Here is an 18,051-nt window from a genome sequence, read left to right on the forward strand (position 1 = left end):
GAATTAATTCTACGGCTAATAGCTCAAGTCCATTAAAATGGACTAAAATTCTCATACCAGTCAGTTTCAACTGACTTAAGCTATTAGACAGAGAATTTATTCTCTGTCGGGTTGTTGGGCTATCCTGTTGATTAAAAGAGGACTAAAATCATGAATAAATCAGTGATATCATATCATCACCCCGACAAATTATATTTACTTTGAGGTTTGTATTGATAAAATCTGATTAGTAATAACATAAGTTGCTAGTTACCTTTTTTACGCCTGCTAATCGCTAATCGCTAATAGAAGAATGGCTAATGGTATAGCTATAAAATTTAGCGATTAGCGATTAGCAATTGGCTAATAACTAACAACTTGGGTTAAGATCACCCAGGAATAAATTTCAGTGATACCCCATTCATACAATAGCGTTCACCAGTCGGGGCTGGACCATCATTAAAGACATGACCCAAATGCCCACCACATCGGCTACAATGGACTTCAGTTCGGGTCATAAAAAATGCTCGGTCGATAGATGTTGCGATCGCACCTTCTATCGGAGCGTAAAAACTTGGCCATCCTGTACCGCTATTGTATTTAGTTTCTGAAGAAAACAATGGTAAATCGCACCCGGAACAAACAAAAGTTCCTTTGCCATATTCCTTATCTAGGGCACTGGTAAATGCCCGTTCCGTTCCATGTTTCCGCAGTACATCAAACGCTTCTGGCGTTAAAGTTTCGCGCCACTCTTTTTCAGTTTTCGTAATTTCAAAATCACTCTTTGACGTTGCCATAGCTTTTGCTCTCCAAGGTAAATAACGCAATAAACATGCTGTGCCGATTAGTGTTGCACCAGCTTGTAAAAGTTGTCGTTTCTTCATTATCCATTATCCAATTGTAAATTAACCAGCCAATAGGGTTCGATCTCTAAATTCCTCCCCTGGGGGCGTACATAATCACTCCGACACCAATTAGGCAAATCAGACAGCCAATCACATCAAAGGCATCGGGTGTAATCTTGTCTACCTGCCAACCCCAGAGGAGAGAAAGTAATATGAAAACACCGCCATATGCGGCGTAAACTCTGCCAAAGTTGGCAGGTTGCAGTGTAGGTACGACACCGTAAACCATGAGAATCAACCAGCCTAACACTGCTAACTTGATACTCTTACCTTCCCGCAACCATAGCCAGACTAGATATCCGCCTCCGATTTCACAGATTCCCGCTAACAGAAAGTAAAACAGCGATTTTGCAATATCCATTGAGTTTTTGCATTTGACTTGATGACTGCTAGCCAAGCATATCAAGGACATTTCCCTAGAAATCGCATTCTTCCAGTTATTGCCTACAAAGGGATACTAAACTAGTAGTTAGTGCCTTGTAAATCTCCTGTAATTATAAATTATTTGCTTAACTGTAATTAAATTTCAGGTAGCTTAAGCTTGTCTGAAGGTAAGGGTTGATTAGATTAGACTTTCCTGAAAAACTGATGAGAAACGGCGTAATTGCGATCCAACCTCTTCCACTTATATTTTAGTAGTGCAAGCTGTATCGCAATTGTGCCACTACGAGAATTGGTATCATCAATTGGCGAGCGCTGGAGTGAAATTGCAGATGTTCTGATATAATTAAACTGGTAAATTTAATAATTTTCAATATCTATGAGTTTTGAGTTCTTAATTCAGAATTAAAACTCAAAAGTATCTCACCCATTGTCTATTACCCATGAAAACTTACTACAAAGACTTTCTCATCCGCGACTGGCAACCGGGCGATCGCAATCCTGCTGCTGAGACAATTAGTACGGTATTGGCAGAATATAGTATTATTTTTGAACCAAGAGGAGCTGATATCGATGTTTTAGAGATAGAAACATATTATCAGGAAACTGGGGGAGAATTTTGGGTAATTGAACAAGAGGGTAAAGTTGTTGGTACATCTGGTTATTATCCAGTAAAAAGAGGAGAAAAGTCTGTAGAAATTAGAAAAATGTATTTGTTACCAGACGTAAGAGGGAATGGATTAGGGAGATATTTATTAAAGGAGCTAGAAAATGCGATCGCAAATCGTGGCTTCCAGGAAATCTGGATTGAAACAGCCAGCGTGCTGAAAGAGGCAGTTAATCTCTATGAAAGGAGCGGCTATCAACCGACTACAGGGATAGAAACAAAGAGGTGCGATCGCATTTATATTAAGAAAATATGAAGTGTAAAGAATAAAATACCCCCCTTCACTCCCCATTCAGCACTCCCCACTCCGCCTCGACTGAGCGCTAGTCGAAGTCCCATTCCCTATTCCCAGAAAGATAATGCTAGGATAGCGCTAGTTTTGCAAATTTAAGTTCATGAATAATCATTTTCTCGCCCATCTTCCCTCTCGCGCGTTACCTTCTCGCTTGCTAGCATCGGGTTTGTGTTTGGGGTTGTTGGGTATCCTGGGGGTAAGTATCGGTTCTGATTTGTTGGTAGCACCCGCCGTCGCTGAAGCTCAAATCCCATCAACAAAAGAAGTCTCTACTCAGAATTTAATCGGTAAATGGGAAGGGGAATTTGCCCCAAATAAGAAGATTACCTGGGTTTTTACACCAGAAGGTAAACTATTTATGCTCCTCCCAGTACCTAATGAAGCACCACAGCTAGCTTTAGAATGGCACTACCATACTGATGACAGTAATAAGCCGATGGGTTTAAATATAGAGCTGAAAAAAGGTCAAACTGTGATGACGATTTTTGAGTTTGTCGATGATAAGCAAATGCGGATACAAATCGAAGGGACGAATCCCGGTGACACAAGACCAAACTCTTTTCAGAATCCCACAGTATTCAAAAAGGTTTCCACTGATGCCACATTGCCACCCAATACGCAAATTGATGAATTTGACGGTAAATCATAAGAAGGATGAAGGGTGAATGATGAAGGATAAAATATCAGGATATATCCAGAAAATATCTAGTATTTTATCCTTCATAATTAGGTCTTACGCCATGTATTAATCAGAGGACAAACATGTTATTATTAGCAGGCGATATCGGTGGTACTAATACCAGGCTGTGTTTAGTACGGATAGAAAATGATGGCACATCATTCACAACTATCCGAGAGACAGTTTACTCCAGTAGTCAGGATGACTTTGTACCAATAGTGGAAAAGTTTCTGGGGCAAGAAGATAAACCAGAAAAGGCTTGTTTTGCTGTAGCTGGACCAGTGCTGAATAATAAATGTAAACTCACTAATTTACATTGGTCAGAATTAGATGGGGAAAAACTACAAAAAGATTTGCATATTCCCAAAGTAAGTTTGATTAATGATTTTGTGGCAGTAGGTTACAATATTGTCTTAGAATCAGACGAGCAAAAAACATTAGAAACATTACAGATTGGCGAACCATCTCCAACTGCTCCTATTGGTATTATTGGTGCAGGAACAGGTTTAGGACAAGCCTTTGCGATCCCAAAAGGAAATAGCTATCAGGTATTTCCAACAGAAGGTGGTCATGTTGATTTCGCCCCTCAGAATGATTTAGAAAGTGAGTTATTGAAATATCTCCGAAAAGATGGAAAAGTTGATGTAGAAGGAGTGGTTTCCGGACCAGGAATTGTCGAGATTTTCCGATTTTTACGAGAGTACAAATTTGATGGAGAAGCGGTGGAAAATATAGAAGAAGATGCCGCTGCGATCGCAAAAGCCGCAGGACAAGGTAATATTCTCTGTCAGGAGACGATGGGCATGTTTGTAGAAGCTTACGGTTCAGCAGTAGGAAATATGGCGGTAAGTTTTTTACCTTTTGGCGGTATTTATATTGCAGGTGGGATTGCCGCTCAAAATCTTAATTTGATGAAAGATGGACGATTTATGGCCGCATTTAGTAATAAAGCAAGGGTAAATCCTGCTTTATTAGCTAAGATACCAGTCCATATTGTCGTAAATACCATGGAAGGATTAATGGGTGCAGTTAAATATGCCGCACAGATAATGTAAAAACGCGACAATAGTCCATCTCAATCCCGATTACAATAGTGAAAATAACTAGTTGTGGAGTATCTATAGTATTTAAGTTATGAAAAGGTTGCAGCCGCTAAATTATTTAATTGAGATGCACAGCAGCTTAGTAGGTGACTTGATTGTAACTTTGCGAGCAATAAAGTGTCAAGAGCCTGTGACAAGAGAAGCTTGATGTCATACAAAGCCAATCCCGTAATACGAAAAATAACGCACCATTACTGCTATTTGTAATCTAGGAGGCATCTCGCCTGATACTGACTCCTCATGTTTCCCCTCCTACATTCGACTATCACGCCTCTAACCTCCTACCTCTATTCAAAATAATGCAAAAAGTGCATAAGCATAATGCAGGTAGCACACAATATATATGGTTTTGTATCTAAATACACCGTTTTTTAATAGATAGATAAATAAAGTTAAAGATAACTTCAGTAGCGTCTGATTTCAAAACAAAGTTTTTTGAAGTTATAACAAAAATCAATGCTAAAAATTTTGTTGTTGCATTAATAGCATCAAATCAATGCTATTAAACTCAACCTCATTAAACGCACTAAAGATATAAAGCTTTATCAAACAAAAGCAATTCCTGTGGCGGGATACGCCTGGGAACCTTACCACTCTCGAAAAATCAACCACATTAGACAAATCTACCGCCATATAAAATTATGACTACCACACTCGAAACAGCACCTAGCTTAAACAAATTTGAAAAACTCAAAGCCCAAAAAGATGGATTATTAGTAAAGGAAGAACTCGAACAGTTTGCCCAGTCTGGTTGGGAAGCAATTGATAAAACAGACTTAGAACATCGCCTTAAATGGTTGGGTGTTTTTTATCGCCCTGTAACTCCAGGAAAGTTTATGGTGCGGATGCGAATTCCTAACGGAATTCTCACTAGTACTCAGATGCTAATTCTGGCTGAAGTAGTTCAGCGTTATGGCGAAGATGGTAATGGGGATATTACTACTCGCCAAAATATCCAATTACGAGGAATTCGACTAGAAGATGTACCAGATATTTTCCGACGCTTTGAGCAAGTTGGCTTAACTAGCGTCCAATCTGGGATGGATAATGTACGGAATATAACTGGTTCCCCGATGGCCGGATTGGATGGAAACGAACTAATTGATACCAGAGAATTAGTTCAGAAAGTCCAGGATATGATTACCAATAATGGCAATGGTAATCCAGAGTTTACTAATTTACCCCGCAAATTTAATATTGCTATTGAGGGTGGGCGCGATAACTCTGTCCATGCGGAAATTAATGATGTGGCTTTCGTTCCCGCCTATAAAGATGGGCAACTTGGCTTCAATGTTGTCGTTGGTGGTTTCTTCTCTGCTAAACGTTGCGAAGCTGCTATTCCTCTTAATGTTTGGTTGCCAGCTAATGATGATGTAGTTGATTTGTGCCGCGCTATTTTAATTGTCTATCGCGACTACGGTTTACGTGCAAATCGGCAAAAATCCCGCCTGATGTGGTTAATTGATGAATGGGGCATTGAAAAATTCCGGGCAGAAGTGGAGACAGAATTTGGTCGTACCCTACCAATGGCTGCCCTTGCTGATGAAATGGATTGGGAAAAACGGGATCATATTGGTGTTTATCCCCAAAAGCAATCAGGATTAAACTATGCTGGTTTACATGTTCCTGTGGGCAGGCTTTTTGCCCAAGATATGTTTGAATTGGCGCGGATGGCGGAAGTTTACGGGAGTGGGGAAATCCGTCTGACTGTTGAGCAAAATATCATTATTCCCAACATTCATAATTCTCGACTACAGGCATTTTTAGCCGAACCTTTGCTAGAACAATTCAGCATCAATCCTGCACCTTTAAGCCGTTCATTAGTTTCTTGTACGGGCGCTCAATTCTGTAATTTTGCTTTAATTGATACCAAAAATCGCGCTTTGGCTACGATTAAAGCTTTAGAAGCAGAATTAGAAATCACTCAAGGTGTGCGAATTCATTGGACAGGTTGTCCTAATTCTTGCGCTCAACCTCAAGTTGCAGATATCGGTTTAATGGGTACGAAAGCCCGTAAAGATGGTAAAGCTGTGGAAGGGGTTGATATTTATATGGGTGGCAAAGTCGGCAAGGATGCTCATTTGGGTAAATGCGTGCAAAAGGGTATTCCTTGCGATGATTTGTTACCAGTATTGCGGGATTTATTGATTGAGAATTCTTGGGCTAAACCAAAGTCTTGAAGTAAAATAACAAAGCGATCCTATCCCCAATTATAACGATTTACGATCGCCTCCCCTCATCCCGATCGCATCCTCTGGGAATTTTCGCTCAAAGGGTTGCGATCGCGCCATCATTTCCGATATACTTCGATCAGTTATCAGTCTTGCTGAACCAAGAAAACTGAATAGAAAAAAGGTCAAACTAGCAAATCGACGCATCTCGGCAAATCGCTGAAACCCGATATTTTTCGTTGAGATGCGTCGATGCCTTACAGGATAAGGGTTTGAGCTATGTGTTTTCCTTCATTTTGGAGAGGTTTTCTCGAAGTTTTTCGAGATGCGTCGATTTGTCGTCTGAAACCCTCTCCACGTAAGGCTTCTACAGCGAACTCTTTCCAACACCTCTTCCCCGAAAGGGGATGGAAACAAAAATTCTGCATCCTCTTTTTTGCCATCTTCCATTACTTTCCAACACCTCTTCCCCGAAAGGGGATGGAAACTTCACACTCGTGAACGCGGATCTGACTACTTCTTCGGCTTTCCAACACCTCTTCCCCGAAAGGGGATGGAAACTTCAGGTTGTACCTGATGATGACTTCCGCGACTTGCTGGCTTTCCAACACCTCTTCCCCGAAAGGGGATGGAAACACTGCTGTTATGGCAACGAGGGTTGCAGCAAGACCTAGCTTTCCAACACCTCTTCCCCGAAAGGGGATGGAAACGTTAATCCCTCAAATGAAAGGGTAAGTATTATTGCTTTCCAACACCTCTTCCCCGAAAGGGGATGGAAACTCTTTACCAGTGATAATCTGGTAGGAAGTAATAAACTTCTTTGCTTTCCAACACCTCTTCCCCGAAAGGGGATGGAAACGCTTTACCGTTTGCTTTCCACCACCACCACATCGTTAGCTTTCCAACACCTCTTCCCCGAAAGGGGATGGAAACACTAGTCGTACCCAAGGGGGCAGTAACGCGCCCTTGACTTTCCAACACCTCTTCCCCGAAAGGGGATGGAAACACCTTGGAGGCGGTTTTCACTTTTAACATCGCCGTTGCTTTCCAACACCTCTTCCCCGAAAGGGGATGGAAACCAAATCCTTGCAGCGTGTAGTGAAAAATATTCATTTCTCTTACAAACATTGAGAATGGTGCGTTAAGCACGGGAATTTAATTATGGGTTGAAATGCTGAATTTATCGCCCGTGCCTAACACACCCTACAGTTAAATAAGATTTTGTTATCACCTGATGGTAATACAAGCTTGAGCCAAAACGATGTAGATTCATTGTCAGATCTACAATTGTGAGGAGCATTATGGAGCGTCGTCGTTTTCTCAAGTACACAAGTCTCGCTGCCACTGGATTGGTGTTTGCCGCTTGTAACTCAGGCGATTCGGGCAAAAAGAGCGCAAGCGACTCATCTTCCCCAAAACCCGGACATGATTTTGGCACTTTGGAGAAAACTGACTTGACTGTTGGTATTATTCCTGTCAGCGAATCTGCCCCTTTAGTTATTGCTAAGGAAAAGGGATTTTTCGAGCGTTACGGTATCAATGTCAACCTCAGTAAGCAACTCGATTGGCAAGCTGTTCAAGATGGCTTAATTGCAGGAAAATTAGATGCCTCCCAAGCATTATTTGGAATGCCAATGTTAGCTAAACTGGGTGCAGCTAAGGCTGATATGATATCGCTGATGGTGCTAAATCTGAATGGCGGGGGTATTACTCTTTCCCAAAAAGCTTGGGATGGTGGGATTAGGGCAGGAATAGAATACTTGACTTTTCCTGAATTTGCTGATGCTTACAGAAAATATATTAAAGCCTTTGAGGAAAAAGCAAAATTAGCTGTAGATTTCACTGTTTCGATGAATAACTACAACTATCGCTACTGGCTAGCGGCGATGGGGATTAATCCCAATAAAGATGTCGAAGTAATTGAGATTCCCCCATCCCAAATGGTTCACAAAATTAAGGCAGGGTTCATTGATGGCTACTGTGTGAGCGAACCCTGGAATCAACAGGCAATTTACGAAAAAACGGGATTTAGTAGTTATATCACTCCCACTATCTGGAAGGGACATCCAGGAAATATTTTAGCAACAATGGAGCCGTGGGTAAAAGAGAATCCGGTAACGGCTAGGGCTTTGGTGGCTGCCGTATTGGAAGCTTGCCAGTTTTGCGATCGCCCAGAAAATCGCCCAGAAATTGTGCAAATTCTCGCCCAAAGTAAGTATCTCAATACTGATGCTAAACCTGTGGGCGCTTCTTTAGATGGCACTTATAATTATGGTGGTTTTGATAATAAAAATCGAGTTAAATCAATTCCAGATTTTTACTTATTTAACTTCCGCGATACTAATTATCTCAAGCAGCCAAATAATGCTAATTATCCCTGGCGTTCCCATGGAGTTTGGCTCTTGACTCAGATGATTCGCTGGAATCATCTCGATCTGCAAGAATATCCTAAAGATGCTGATAAAATTATCGACAAAACTTATCCGTTGGAAATTTATGCGGATGTGGCACAAGCATTAAAAATAAAACTGCCCAGTGACAGGATGAAAGTGGAACCAGCAGAAGTCTTTATTGATGGACGTAAGTTCGATCCTAGTCAACCTGTCGAGTACTTGAATAGCTTTGATATTAGGGCATAGTATGGCTAATTGCTAATGCCAATTTAATTTATACATAATTTACGCTCAGAAACCCGGTTTCTCCAAAAAATTGTGGGTTTAGACGATTGAGGTTGACAAAGAAACCGGGTTTCTGACTCCCTCTGCGTAAGTCCGATTATCGCAGTTTGCACTCCCTACTCCCTACTCCCTACTCCCTACTCCCTACTCCCTACTTCTTGGTCAGAAAATGTTAACATTTATGACAACAGAGAGAGGAGATGGGAGTCTAAATGTTAGAGTCTTGAGTCAGTGGAGAAAAACTTCCCCACCTTAACTCCTGAGATTTAGCAATCCAAAATCTCTAAAAAAATGAGTATTTATGCTCAAAGATCTGGATAAAACCCTGGCAGAATTACTCAAGCGGGAACTGCCTTCAGATTTAATCTCATCATCAAATGGACAAGATGAGCCGCCGCAAGTTGAGATTAGCTTTGCCACGCCTGATTCACAGTTTGTCAGTAACGTTAAACTGCCAGCAATTGGTTTATTTCTCTACGATGTGCGAGAAAATCTAGGATTGCGTAATAATGAGTGGTCAGTGGAAAAGCAAAGTAACGGTACAGCCACTAAAAAGCGCCCGTCTGTAAGGGTAGACTGTTCTTATTTGATCACGGCTTGGCCTCTCAATCCATCTGATATTGAGACAGAACATTTGCTATTAGGTGAAGTGATGAAAGTGCTACTGCGGTATCGAAAAATTCCACAGGCAGTACTTCAAGGAAGTCTCAAAAATCAAGAACTTCCCTTAGTAGCATTCACTTTACGGCCTAGTTTATTGAATAGTTTGGGAGAATTCTGGCAAGCAATTGGTGGCAAGCCAAAAGCAACATTAAACTATACAGTGACGATCGCAATATCGGTGGATGAATCCGTGGAATCCTTGCCGTTAGTAGTGAATAAAGCAATTTAGTTGCCGAGGGGGTGAAAGATGTCGCAGTGGTTGAAGTTAGAGCCAAGACTACATCAGGTTGCGATCGCAGGGCAAGTGCGGGATCGAGAAACTAGTCAGCCCATCGATAAAGCCAGGGTAAAAATTGTTGGGATGCCAGATTTTCTCAAAACTAAACTGGCACTAAAAGCCAAACAATATGGCACTGACTGGGAAAAATTACCTGAACGAATTGACCAAACTTACAGTAAAATTGACGGTTTCTTTCACTTCCTAGATTTACCAGAGGGCAAATATAAATTAGCTGTTTCATTTCCCGGTACTGGTACGCGCTACGGCGGAGCAGAAAAAGAGGTAGGAATAGTCCATGACGGGGAGAAAATTAAATTGACTGCGGCAGATATTTCCTTGCCACCAACGGCACTAAAAGGCGAGGTAACAAATACCGATAATACTCCTGTAGTTATGGCGAAAATCCAAGTTGTGGGGAGTGGTGAATATATCTTTAGCGATGGGGAGGGAAAATATCTTTTCACTGGTTTAGAAGCATCGGAAACAAGACGCACCGTGCAAGTTTCCGCTCAAGGATATAAGTTAGTATCTAAAAGCGTCCAACTAAACCAGGGTAAAACCAAAATTATTAATTTCAAATTACAGAGCAAATCAACCACGACTGAAGCTAAAAAATAGGAGTAGCAAAAATGCCAAGTACTTATTATTCACCGGGCGTATATGTTGAAGAAATCCCTTCTGGTTCCGCTCCCATTGCTGGAGTAGGTACGAGTACGGCTGGATTTATTGGCGCAATTGCTAATAGTTCAGAAACAGAAACTCCTGTAATGTCAGTACCAGCAGGAGAAGTGATTCTTTGTACTAATTTCACTGAATTTAAAAAAGCATTTGGTGACTTTTCAGATATTCCCGGGCAGAATACACTGGCTCATGCAGTATACGGTTTTTTCCGGAATGGAGGTACGCGCTGTTATGTCGTGTGGGTAGATGGTACGGAGGAAACTATCGACTCTGCTTTAGAGCAATTTGAGGCAATTGATGAGATTGCAATTGTGGCTGCACCTGGGGTTACTAGCAAGACAGATTTAACTAAAATTATCGACCACTGCAAGGATAAAAATTTACAAGATCGTTTTGCCATTTTAGATAGTCCCGAAGAAGTTACAGATCTCGCCAAACTTACTCCAGGTACAGAAACAATGCCTGGTAATTCGGATTACGCAGCATTTTATTATCCATGGATTAAAGTTTTCGATCCAGCAAGTAAGGGAGAAAAATATGTACCACCCAGCGGACATATTGCCGGAATTTATGCTCGCGTAGATGCTCAAAGAGGAGTCTTCAAAGCACCTGCAAATGAAGTAATTTTAGGGGCGGTAGGATTAAAATACGAGGTAAGTAAAGCCAAACAAGCAGGATTGAATCCTCAAGGTATTAATTGCATCCGGAATATGAATGGGAATATTCGGGTATGGGGGGCAAGAACCCTTGGGGGAGATGCTAATGGCGAGTTCAAATATATTAGTATTCGTCGCTTATTTAACTTTTTGCGCGAATCCATTGATGAAGGTACACAGTGGACAGTTTTTGAACCAAATGCACCAGATTTATGGGCAAAAATTCGGCGGAATATCACCGCTTTCCTAACAACAGTTTGGCGGAGTGGAGCATTATTTGGCGATACACCAGAACAAGCATTTTATGTCAAGTGCGATGAAGAAACAAATCCCCCTGACGTGCGCGATAGCGGGCAGGTGATAACTGAGATTGGAGTAGCTGTAGTGAAACCAGCAGAATTTGTCGTTTTCCGCTTGAGTCAATGGACAGGTGCAGGTAAATAATGGCGACAAAATATCCCATACCTGGTGTTTATTTAGAACAGGTATTGCCCACACCTGTTTCTCAATTTCTCACGGGCGTACCTGTATTTTTGGGATTCACGGCAAAAGGTGACATTAATAAACCGACAATGCTGAATCTATGGTCGCAGTTTCCAGAATATTTTGGTGAGCGACAATCGGTGTCACCTAGTTATTTAGGTTATGCAGTCCGTGGATTTTTTGAAAATGGAGGTCATTTGTGTTATGTAGTATCTTTGGGAAATAAAGCTAGTTTAGCAGCTTTGGAGGCGGGGCTGGAAGCCTTAGAAGCCTTTGAAGAAATCGATTTGATTTGTGCGCCAGATATTATGGTTTTAAATCAAAGCGAGCAAGTGGCAGGACAAAAATCTATAATCAAACATTGCAAAAAGTTAGGGGATAGATTTGCCATTCTTGATGCCCAAAATGTGCCACCAAAAGAAATACACAAGCTCACCAGCAATAGTGCTGCTATGTATGCCCCCTGGTTAAAAGTGAAAAATGCCCAGGATTATGTGCCTCCATGCGGTTATATAGCTGGAATCTATGCTAGCAGCGATCGCGCGGGAGGCATCCACCAATCTCCAGCAAATTATGTTTTGGAGGGAGTATTAGATCTGAGTTTCCACTTTACCAAAGATGAATTAGAATATCTCAATCCTCAAGATGAAATAGGAGGTGTCAGTGTTAACTGTATTCGCGCTTTAATGGGGCGAGGAATTCGCATTTGGGGGACTCGCACTTTGAGCAAAGATCCCAATTGGCGTTATATCAACGTGCGACGACTATTTATCAATGTACGTCGTTGGATCGATCGCAACCTAGCTGATGTAGTTTTTGAACCCAATAACATTAAATTATGGGTACGAATTGAACGGGAATTAAATCATTATTTTGAAGCCCTGTTTGAGCAAGGTGCGCTAAAAGGAAGAACCACAGAAGAGGCATTCTACGTCAAATGTGATGCTGAAACTAACCCACCAGAATCGATAGATTCCGGACAAGTAGTAACCGAAATTGGTTTAGCACCAATTATTCCCAGTGAATTCATCATTATCCGTTTAATTCACGGCGCTACTGGAATTACTATCGCATAATTTTCAATTATTCATCTCAGGAGATTTTATGCCAAACACCAAAGCTCCCCATAAACCAGATCCCTATTATGGTTACAATTTTTATGTCGAATGGAATGGCATTATTCACGCCGGATTCCGAGAATGTACTGGATTAAATTCATCCCAAACAGCCACCGAATATCGAGAAGGAACCGATCCCCCAACCAAACGCAAACTAATCGGTTTAAACACCTATGGCAATATCACACTAAAACGAGGAATTACTAACAACGACGAACTCTGGAAATGGCGACAAAACTTAATGAAAGGCACTGCGGATCGCCGCGAAGTTTCCATTGTCCTATTAGACACAACAGGAGCCGAAAAAATTCGCTGGAATCTCACCAATTGTTGGCCTACAACATGGACAGGAGCCGAACTAAATGCCACCTCCGATGAAGTAGCTCTCGAAACATTAGAACTAGCTCACGAGGGAATTACAATAGATAAATGGTCTTAAATTATAGGACTTCTTAAATGGCTGGAACACAGCGATATCTATTCTATTCTTTGCGTACCTACTCTACGAGAAGCCGCTGCGCGTCTATGCGCTTTCCTTTGCGCCCTACTCTGGCGAGAAGCCGCTCCGCGTCTATGCGTTAAAAAAAACTGTGTTCCACCCACCTGAGAACCACTATAGGAACTAATTCATGATTCAGCAAACGGAATTTCCCTTTATCTTGCCCCAAGGATATCTAGACTCAGAAGGCAATATTCACCGAGAAGGAATCATGCGACTGGCGACAGCTTACGATGAAATTACACCTTTACGCGATCCGCGAGTCCAAGCAAATCCTGGCTATTTAGTAATTATTCTATTATCGCGAGTAATTACCCAATTGGGAACAGTAACACCAATAAATCCAAGGACAATTGAGGGTTTATTTTCCGCCGATTTAGTTTATTTGCAAGACTTTTATCAGCGGATTAATCAAAATGGTAATACTCGTTTCCAAGTCACTTGTCCCCACTGTCAAGGTGAATTTGAGGTAGAAACTGTCCCGATGGGGGAGTAACTTGCTACCCTTCAAATCGATTACTTGAGGAGGTAGCATATATTGCTTATCATTTTCATTGGTCTCACCCACAAATTATGGGGATGGAACATTGGGAAAGACAACAGTGGGTGGGTGAAATTGCTCGCATTAATCAGGAGTTAAAGGGGGAATAGGGAGTGGGGAATAAATTTTGTAAATGAGGAATTATCATGGCGACATTAGGATTAAATGCTGCTTTTGCTGCGGGAAGTCAATTATTGGGGATTCGTTTAGATCCTTATATTTCCTGCAATTTTTTAATAGAAATTGATGGGCTACTTACAGGTGGATTTACAGAGGTTACTGGTTTAGAAAGCGAAATTCAGTTGGAGGAATATCAGGAAGGTGGTATGAATGATTATGTTCATAAATTTCCTACTCGAACAGTTTATCCCAACTTAGTTTTCAGCCACGGATTGACAGCAATTGATTCTCTATGGGATTGGTATGAGTCGGCTAGTAAGGGAAAAATTAAGTTGCGCAGCGGTACGATTATGCTTTTAGATCCCAAGCGTTTACCGATTACTTGGTGGAATTTTAAGGATGCTTATCCTATTAAGTGGGTGGGACCTCAATTTGATGCTAGTAATGATACGCAAGTTGCTGTTGAAAGAGTTGAATTAGTCCATCGAGGGATTAGTAAACCTGCTTTGGCGCGAGGTTTAGCGGTGGCAAGAAGTATTGTTTGATATAGGGGGAGTAGGGAGTAGGGAGTAGTAATTTTGATTATTTATTGGTGCGGGATTACCGATGGTATCTATCTTAAAATTCAAAATATAAAATATTATGAATGATTCGGATGTTTTTGATTCTAAATTGCTTCAGCGATTGACTCGCCCCTTAGTGCAACCTGGGGTGATTAATGCGGGGATGGCTAGGGATATTATTTTGCGATCGCAAATTTTTGCTAATCGGTTACCTCTCATGGCAATTGCTCAACGCCATGGCAATATTACAGAGTCGCAAACTGAACAAATCCCTATTGTTTATGCTCAACGTCTTTTGCCTAAAACTGAAATAGTAAGTGATGTTTCTCATCAGGCAAATGCTAAGGCAAAAAATCCTCAAGGTGAGGGGAGTAAAATAACGGTAATCCAAGCTAAGTTTGCTTCGCCAACGTCGAGGAATTCTTTGACAGTTAATCCAGAGCAAAAGTCGGTTATTCCCGAAAATTCCACTAATTCTCTACCACTAGTAAATTTATTACCACCAAATTCTCCTGGAAATCGGGTAGCAGCAGAATCAGTACCGACTGTTTATCCTCAACCGTTGTCACCGGAAACAAGAGTTAGCGATATTTCTCTTCAAGCTCATAGACAAACCCCTCAAGCTGAGGAAAATAAAACCAGAGTATCTCAATTTGACAAAAACTTAGATGATACTCTTACTCCCCCCTTTCACAAGGGGGGTTGGGAAGGTGAAAACTTCAGCGAGAAACAAGTATCTTTGCCAACACAGGATGCTCCCAATCAAACAACGGTAATCCAAGCTAAATTGGCTTCACCAACACCGAGGAATTCTTTAAAAATTAATTCACAGCCAGAGTCAGTTATTCCCCAACCCCAAAATCAGACTAATTCTCTGCCACTAGTAAATTTATTACCACCAAATTCTCCTCTGAATCAGCCTAACCCAGGAGCAGAATCTCTACCGATTGTTTATCCTCAACCTTTATCACCAGAAACAAGACTCAGCGATATTTATCTTCAAACTAATAGACAAAATATTCAAGATGAGGCAAGTAATCCGGAGCCACAGCCCCCAAATTCCACCAACTCTCTACCAATTGCCAGTCCATTTTTAGCAAATTCTCCTCAGAATAGTTTAGAGTCGGCATCCATACATATTGGATATGCTAAATCTATAAAAATACCACCCAATTACATGGCGGAGCAAGGTAATTTGCTATCGGGAGAGATACTAATTATTTATCCTAAATCTCGCCATGATGAGAGAGAAAATAAACCGGGAGCATCCCACTTTGGCAAAGATACTCATTTTTTGCCCCCCTTTTCACCCCCCCAGCCCCCCTTGTCAAAGGGGGGAGAAAGAATACAACCTGTATTTCTTCTAAATCGGGATGCTCCTAATAAGCCAACTGCTAAGGCAATGGCGAGCCAAACCACCATCAAGCCCCCAATTCAGCCACCACCACTGCCAAAATTAATCGTGCGAGAAATCAATATGAATTCGGCTAAAGTCAATACACCTTTAGTCTTTGCCCATCCATCTGTAACTCCATCACAAGCTGCACTAGAAATGCCCAATAGAGGAAGAGAATCAGTTTCCAGTAGGGAAATCAATCCAGAGATAGCGCCTGTTACTTCTCAATCCTATCCCATTCCGCAAATACAAGTCAAGCCTTATCAGGAGGCAAGTGCCCAAATCGATATCGATACTTTAGCCGCTAAAGTTGAACGAAAATTGATGCGAAAATTAATCGTCGAAAACGAGCGAAGGGGAGGAAAATTATGAAATTAGAGAAATTAAAGATATTAGTGGAAGAAAGTTTGAGTAATGGTAAACCTCAATTCGATACCATCAATCCGATTGAAGTGCTATTCAATCCTAACCGAATAGAAATTAGCAAAATTGGCTGGAAGCAAGGTTTTGGTGGCACTTTGACAGCAGCGGATCAACCAGCTACCTTAAGTGTAGAGCTATTTTTTGACACTAGTTTAGTCGGCTTAAAATCCAGCGATTTAGGTTCGTTAATTCCGACGATTCCTAGCCTTTCATTACTGCCAGATATTGCAATTATTCAAGACGTTCGTAATTATACAAAACAAATTTATAGCCTTACAGAAAAAAAAGGAATTCTCGGTAATCGCCCACCTATTTGTAAATTAGTCTGGGGTACTAATACAGTTTTATTCCAAGGTGTTCTCAAACAATTAACTAAAAGCTATACTAGATTTCTGGAGGATGGAAAACCTGTTCGTGCTACTCTAAATTGTTCTTTTGAAGAGTGGGAACCCCCAGAAACAAAGCAAAAGAAACTCAACCCAATTGACGATCCAATTCGCATTGTTAAGCGTGGTGAAACATTGAGTAGTATTGCGGCTGAGGAATATAACGACCCAAGTTTGTGGCGAGTCATTGCTACTGCTAATAAGCTTAATAATCCCAGAAGATTGACTCCCGGACAAAGCTTAATAGTTCCCCCGTTACCAGCAAATAGTATAACATAAAGGAGGTGGTTTATTGAATGTCTGAACCAAAAAATGCTGAAAAACTTAGCCCAAAACTGAATATTAAAATTAATGGTGAAGATTTGGATTTGCCCGCTAAGTTTGCTATCCAAAAAGTGGAAGTTTCTGAAGATTTAGAAGCAGTAGGGATGTTTAGCTTCCAGATAATTGCCTGGGATATGGTGAAAAACAAAGTAACTTGGATAGATAGCGAACTATTTAATATTGGTAATCTGATTGAAATTCAGATGGGGTATCATAATTTTTTTAAAACGCTAATTGTCGGCGAAATTATCGGGTTAGAGCCAGAATTTTCACAAGAATCTCCGTCAATGTTGGTGGTGCGCGGTTACGATTTGGGACATCGATTGATGCGGGGACGGAAAACGCGCTCTTTTCGCCAAATGAAAGATAGCAGTATTGTCGAGCAAATTGCCAGAGATTTAAGCATCGCTGTGAAGGTAGAAGATACAAAAATTAAATCTGAATATGTTTTACAACATAATCAGACAGATTGGGAGTTTATTCAAGATAGAGCCAAGCGAATTGGGTATGAAGTAATCTTGATAAATAAGACATTGAATTTTCGAGCCAAGCAAAATAATAAAGCCAAGGTGTTAACATTAAAGTATCCCGATGATTTGTTAGATTTTTCACCGCGTCTGAGTACTATCGCTCAAGCTGGGGAAGTGGAAATTCGGGCTTGGGATTTTAAGGAGAAAAAGGCAATTGTCGATCGCACAATAGCTGACAATGAAAAGAGTACAATGGGCAAGACTAGTGGTGCGATCGCAGTTACGCGAGAATTTGGTAGAGTAAGTCAATCTATTGTCACTCAACCTGTCCATAGCAAGGAAGAAGCAAAGCAGATTGCTTTAGGACAATATCAGGAAATGGCACTGACTTACATTACGGGTGAAGGTAGTTGTTTGGGTAATCCAGATTTACGGGCTGGGCAGGTGATTGAAATTACTGGTATTGGTGAGCGTTTTAGTGGACTTTATTATGTCACAGCAACAACTCATACTTATGGCAGAGAGGAGGGTTATCAAACTCAGTTTACAGTTAAAAGAGATGCGACAAATTATTAATAGGGAGTGGGGAG

Annotated in this window: 18 protein-coding genes, 1 pseudogene and 1 CRISPR repeat array; of the genes and pseudogenes, 16 read left to right on the top strand and 3 right to left on the bottom strand. The window is 41.1% G+C overall.

From position 1 onward, the window contains the following. Positions 1–368 precede the first annotated feature (368 nt). Both msrB and NJ959_RS11735 read right to left on the bottom strand, forming a co-directional pair. On the bottom strand, positions 369–863 hold the full coding sequence (msrB, locus tag NJ959_RS11730) for a peptide-methionine (R)-S-oxide reductase MsrB (protein WP_309242607.1): 495 nt from the start codon (positions 861–863) through the stop codon (positions 369–371). A 46-nt stretch (positions 864–909) separates the two neighbouring features. Then, entirely contained in the window at positions 910–1,245 is a 336-nt protein-coding gene (locus NJ959_RS11735; protein ID WP_256529095.1) for a YnfA family protein, read from the bottom strand. Between the two features lie 463 nt (positions 1,246–1,708). Here NJ959_RS11735 and NJ959_RS11740 point away from each other — a divergent pair, with 463 nt between their 5' ends. The 4 genes from NJ959_RS11740 (at position 1,709) to NJ959_RS11755 (ending at position 6,189) form a co-directional block, all read left to right on the top strand. After that, positions 1,709–2,188 (top strand): GNAT family N-acetyltransferase, encoded by a 480-nt coding sequence (locus NJ959_RS11740; RefSeq protein ID WP_254011937.1) that lies wholly within the window; start codon positions 1,709–1,711, stop codon positions 2,186–2,188. 139 nt (positions 2,189–2,327) lie between these two features. Then, positions 2,328–2,876 (top strand): hypothetical protein, encoded by a 549-nt coding sequence (locus NJ959_RS11745; RefSeq protein WP_254011938.1) that lies wholly within the window; start codon positions 2,328–2,330, stop codon positions 2,874–2,876. A 113-nt stretch (positions 2,877–2,989) separates the two neighbouring features. Beyond that, entirely contained in the window at positions 2,990–3,961 is a 972-nt protein-coding gene (locus NJ959_RS11750) for a glucokinase (protein WP_254011939.1), read from the top strand. A 689-nt stretch (positions 3,962–4,650) separates the two neighbouring features. After that, positions 4,651–6,189, top strand: coding sequence for a ferredoxin--nitrite reductase (locus NJ959_RS11755; protein ID WP_254011940.1), 1,539 nt, complete (start codon positions 4,651–4,653; stop codon positions 6,187–6,189). 30 nt (positions 6,190–6,219) lie between these two features. On the opposite strand, the gene NJ959_RS11760 is transcribed toward NJ959_RS11755, so the two are convergent. After that, complete coding sequence (locus NJ959_RS11760; RefSeq protein WP_254011941.1) at positions 6,220–6,387, bottom strand: hypothetical protein; 168 nt, start codon at positions 6,385–6,387, stop codon at positions 6,220–6,222. Positions 6,388–6,558: 171 nt separating this feature from the next. Further along, a CRISPR array of direct repeats spans positions 6,559–7,259; the repeat unit is 37 nt; unit sequence GCTTTCCAACACCTCTTCCCCGAAAGGGGATGGAAAC. Positions 7,260–7,481: 222 nt separating this feature from the next. Between NJ959_RS11760 and NJ959_RS11765 the strand changes: the two genes are divergently transcribed. From NJ959_RS11765 to NJ959_RS11815, 12 genes and pseudogenes are all read left to right on the top strand, one after another. Further along, positions 7,482–8,819, top strand: coding sequence for a CmpA/NrtA family ABC transporter substrate-binding protein (locus NJ959_RS11765; RefSeq protein WP_254011942.1), 1,338 nt, complete (start codon positions 7,482–7,484; stop codon positions 8,817–8,819). A 340-nt stretch (positions 8,820–9,159) separates the two neighbouring features. After that, positions 9,160–9,750, top strand: a complete 591-nt coding sequence (locus tag NJ959_RS11770; protein ID WP_254011943.1) for a Pvc16 family protein — start codon at positions 9,160–9,162, stop codon at positions 9,748–9,750. A gap of 18 nt (positions 9,751–9,768) precedes the next feature. After that, the gene (locus NJ959_RS11775; RefSeq protein ID WP_254011944.1) at positions 9,769–10,419 is read left to right on the top strand and encodes a carboxypeptidase-like regulatory domain-containing protein; all 651 of its coding nucleotides are present in this window, start codon (positions 9,769–9,771) and stop codon (positions 10,417–10,419) included. A gap of 11 nt (positions 10,420–10,430) precedes the next feature. After that, a complete protein-coding gene (locus tag NJ959_RS11780) occupies positions 10,431–11,582 on the top strand; it encodes a phage tail sheath family protein (RefSeq protein WP_254011945.1) in 1,152 nt (383 codons plus the stop codon). Further along, positions 11,582–12,697 carry a phage tail sheath family protein gene (locus NJ959_RS11785; protein WP_254011946.1) on the top strand — a complete coding sequence of 372 codons (1,116 nt, stop codon included), beginning with the start codon at positions 11,582–11,584 and terminating at the stop codon, positions 12,695–12,697. Before NJ959_RS11780 ends, NJ959_RS11785 begins: the two co-directional genes overlap by 1 nt. 28 nt (positions 12,698–12,725) lie before the next feature. Then, complete coding sequence (locus tag NJ959_RS11790; protein WP_254011947.1) at positions 12,726–13,178, top strand: phage tail protein; 453 nt, start codon at positions 12,726–12,728, stop codon at positions 13,176–13,178. A 193-nt stretch (positions 13,179–13,371) separates the two neighbouring features. After that, on the top strand, positions 13,372–13,734 hold the full coding sequence (locus tag NJ959_RS11795) for a phage tail assembly protein (protein ID WP_373693648.1): 363 nt from the start codon (positions 13,372–13,374) through the stop codon (positions 13,732–13,734). A 17-nt stretch (positions 13,735–13,751) separates the two neighbouring features. After that, positions 13,752–13,889, top strand: a pseudogene (locus NJ959_RS30425) (DUF6760 family protein); the annotation flags it as partial. Positions 13,890–13,925: 36 nt separating this feature from the next. Continuing rightward, complete coding sequence (locus NJ959_RS11800) at positions 13,926–14,444, top strand: phage tail protein (protein ID WP_254011949.1); 519 nt, start codon at positions 13,926–13,928, stop codon at positions 14,442–14,444. 97 nt (positions 14,445–14,541) lie between these two features. Then, on the top strand, positions 14,542–16,230 hold the full coding sequence (locus NJ959_RS11805) for a hypothetical protein (protein ID WP_254011950.1): 1,689 nt from the start codon (positions 14,542–14,544) through the stop codon (positions 16,228–16,230). Next, positions 16,227–16,946, top strand: coding sequence for a CIS tube protein (locus NJ959_RS11810; protein WP_254011951.1), 720 nt, complete (start codon positions 16,227–16,229; stop codon positions 16,944–16,946). Before NJ959_RS11805 ends, NJ959_RS11810 begins: the two co-directional genes overlap by 4 nt. 17 nt (positions 16,947–16,963) lie before the next feature. Next, positions 16,964–18,037: a phage late control D family protein gene (locus tag NJ959_RS11815; RefSeq protein WP_254011952.1), complete on the top strand. Its 1,074-nt coding sequence runs from the start codon at positions 16,964–16,966 to the stop codon at positions 18,035–18,037. Positions 18,038–18,051 lie beyond the last annotated feature (14 nt).

Source organism: Limnofasciculus baicalensis BBK-W-15 (assembly GCF_024178385.1).
Taxonomy (GTDB): Bacteria; Cyanobacteriota; Cyanobacteriia; order Cyanobacteriales; family Coleofasciculaceae; genus Limnofasciculus; species Limnofasciculus baicalensis.

Excerpts from the sequence above, each read along its gene's own strand:
- NJ959_RS11810 (WP_254011951.1), top strand. The coding sequence starts at position 16,227 with ATGAAATTAGAGAAATTAAAGATATTAGTGGAAGAAAGTTTGAGTAAT.
- NJ959_RS11745 (WP_254011938.1), top strand. The coding sequence starts at position 2,328 with ATGAATAATCATTTTCTCGCCCATCTTCCCTCTCGCGCGTTACCTTCT.
- NJ959_RS11760 (WP_254011941.1), bottom strand. The coding sequence starts at position 6,387 with ATGCGTCGATTTGCTAGTTTGACCTTTTTTCTATTCAGTTTTCTTGGT.
- NJ959_RS11735 (WP_256529095.1), bottom strand. The coding sequence starts at position 1,245 with ATGGATATTGCAAAATCGCTGTTTTACTTTCTGTTAGCGGGAATCTGT.
- NJ959_RS11790 (WP_254011947.1), top strand. The coding sequence starts at position 12,726 with ATGCCAAACACCAAAGCTCCCCATAAACCAGATCCCTATTATGGTTAC.
- NJ959_RS11750 (WP_254011939.1), top strand. The coding sequence starts at position 2,990 with ATGTTATTATTAGCAGGCGATATCGGTGGTACTAATACCAGGCTGTGT.
- NJ959_RS11770 (WP_254011943.1), top strand. The coding sequence starts at position 9,160 with ATGCTCAAAGATCTGGATAAAACCCTGGCAGAATTACTCAAGCGGGAA.
- NJ959_RS11765 (WP_254011942.1), top strand. The coding sequence starts at position 7,482 with ATGGAGCGTCGTCGTTTTCTCAAGTACACAAGTCTCGCTGCCACTGGA.
- NJ959_RS11740 (WP_254011937.1), top strand. The coding sequence starts at position 1,709 with ATGAAAACTTACTACAAAGACTTTCTCATCCGCGACTGGCAACCGGGC.
- NJ959_RS11775 (WP_254011944.1), top strand. The coding sequence starts at position 9,769 with ATGTCGCAGTGGTTGAAGTTAGAGCCAAGACTACATCAGGTTGCGATC.
- NJ959_RS11785 (WP_254011946.1), top strand. The coding sequence starts at position 11,582 with ATGGCGACAAAATATCCCATACCTGGTGTTTATTTAGAACAGGTATTG.
- NJ959_RS11755 (WP_254011940.1), top strand. The coding sequence starts at position 4,651 with ATGACTACCACACTCGAAACAGCACCTAGCTTAAACAAATTTGAAAAA.
- NJ959_RS11780 (WP_254011945.1), top strand. The coding sequence starts at position 10,431 with ATGCCAAGTACTTATTATTCACCGGGCGTATATGTTGAAGAAATCCCT.
- msrB (WP_309242607.1), bottom strand. The coding sequence starts at position 863 with ATGAAGAAACGACAACTTTTACAAGCTGGTGCAACACTAATCGGCACA.
- NJ959_RS11805 (WP_254011950.1), top strand. The coding sequence starts at position 14,542 with ATGAATGATTCGGATGTTTTTGATTCTAAATTGCTTCAGCGATTGACT.
- NJ959_RS11815 (WP_254011952.1), top strand. The coding sequence starts at position 16,964 with ATGTCTGAACCAAAAAATGCTGAAAAACTTAGCCCAAAACTGAATATT.
- NJ959_RS11800 (WP_254011949.1), top strand. The coding sequence starts at position 13,926 with ATGGCGACATTAGGATTAAATGCTGCTTTTGCTGCGGGAAGTCAATTA.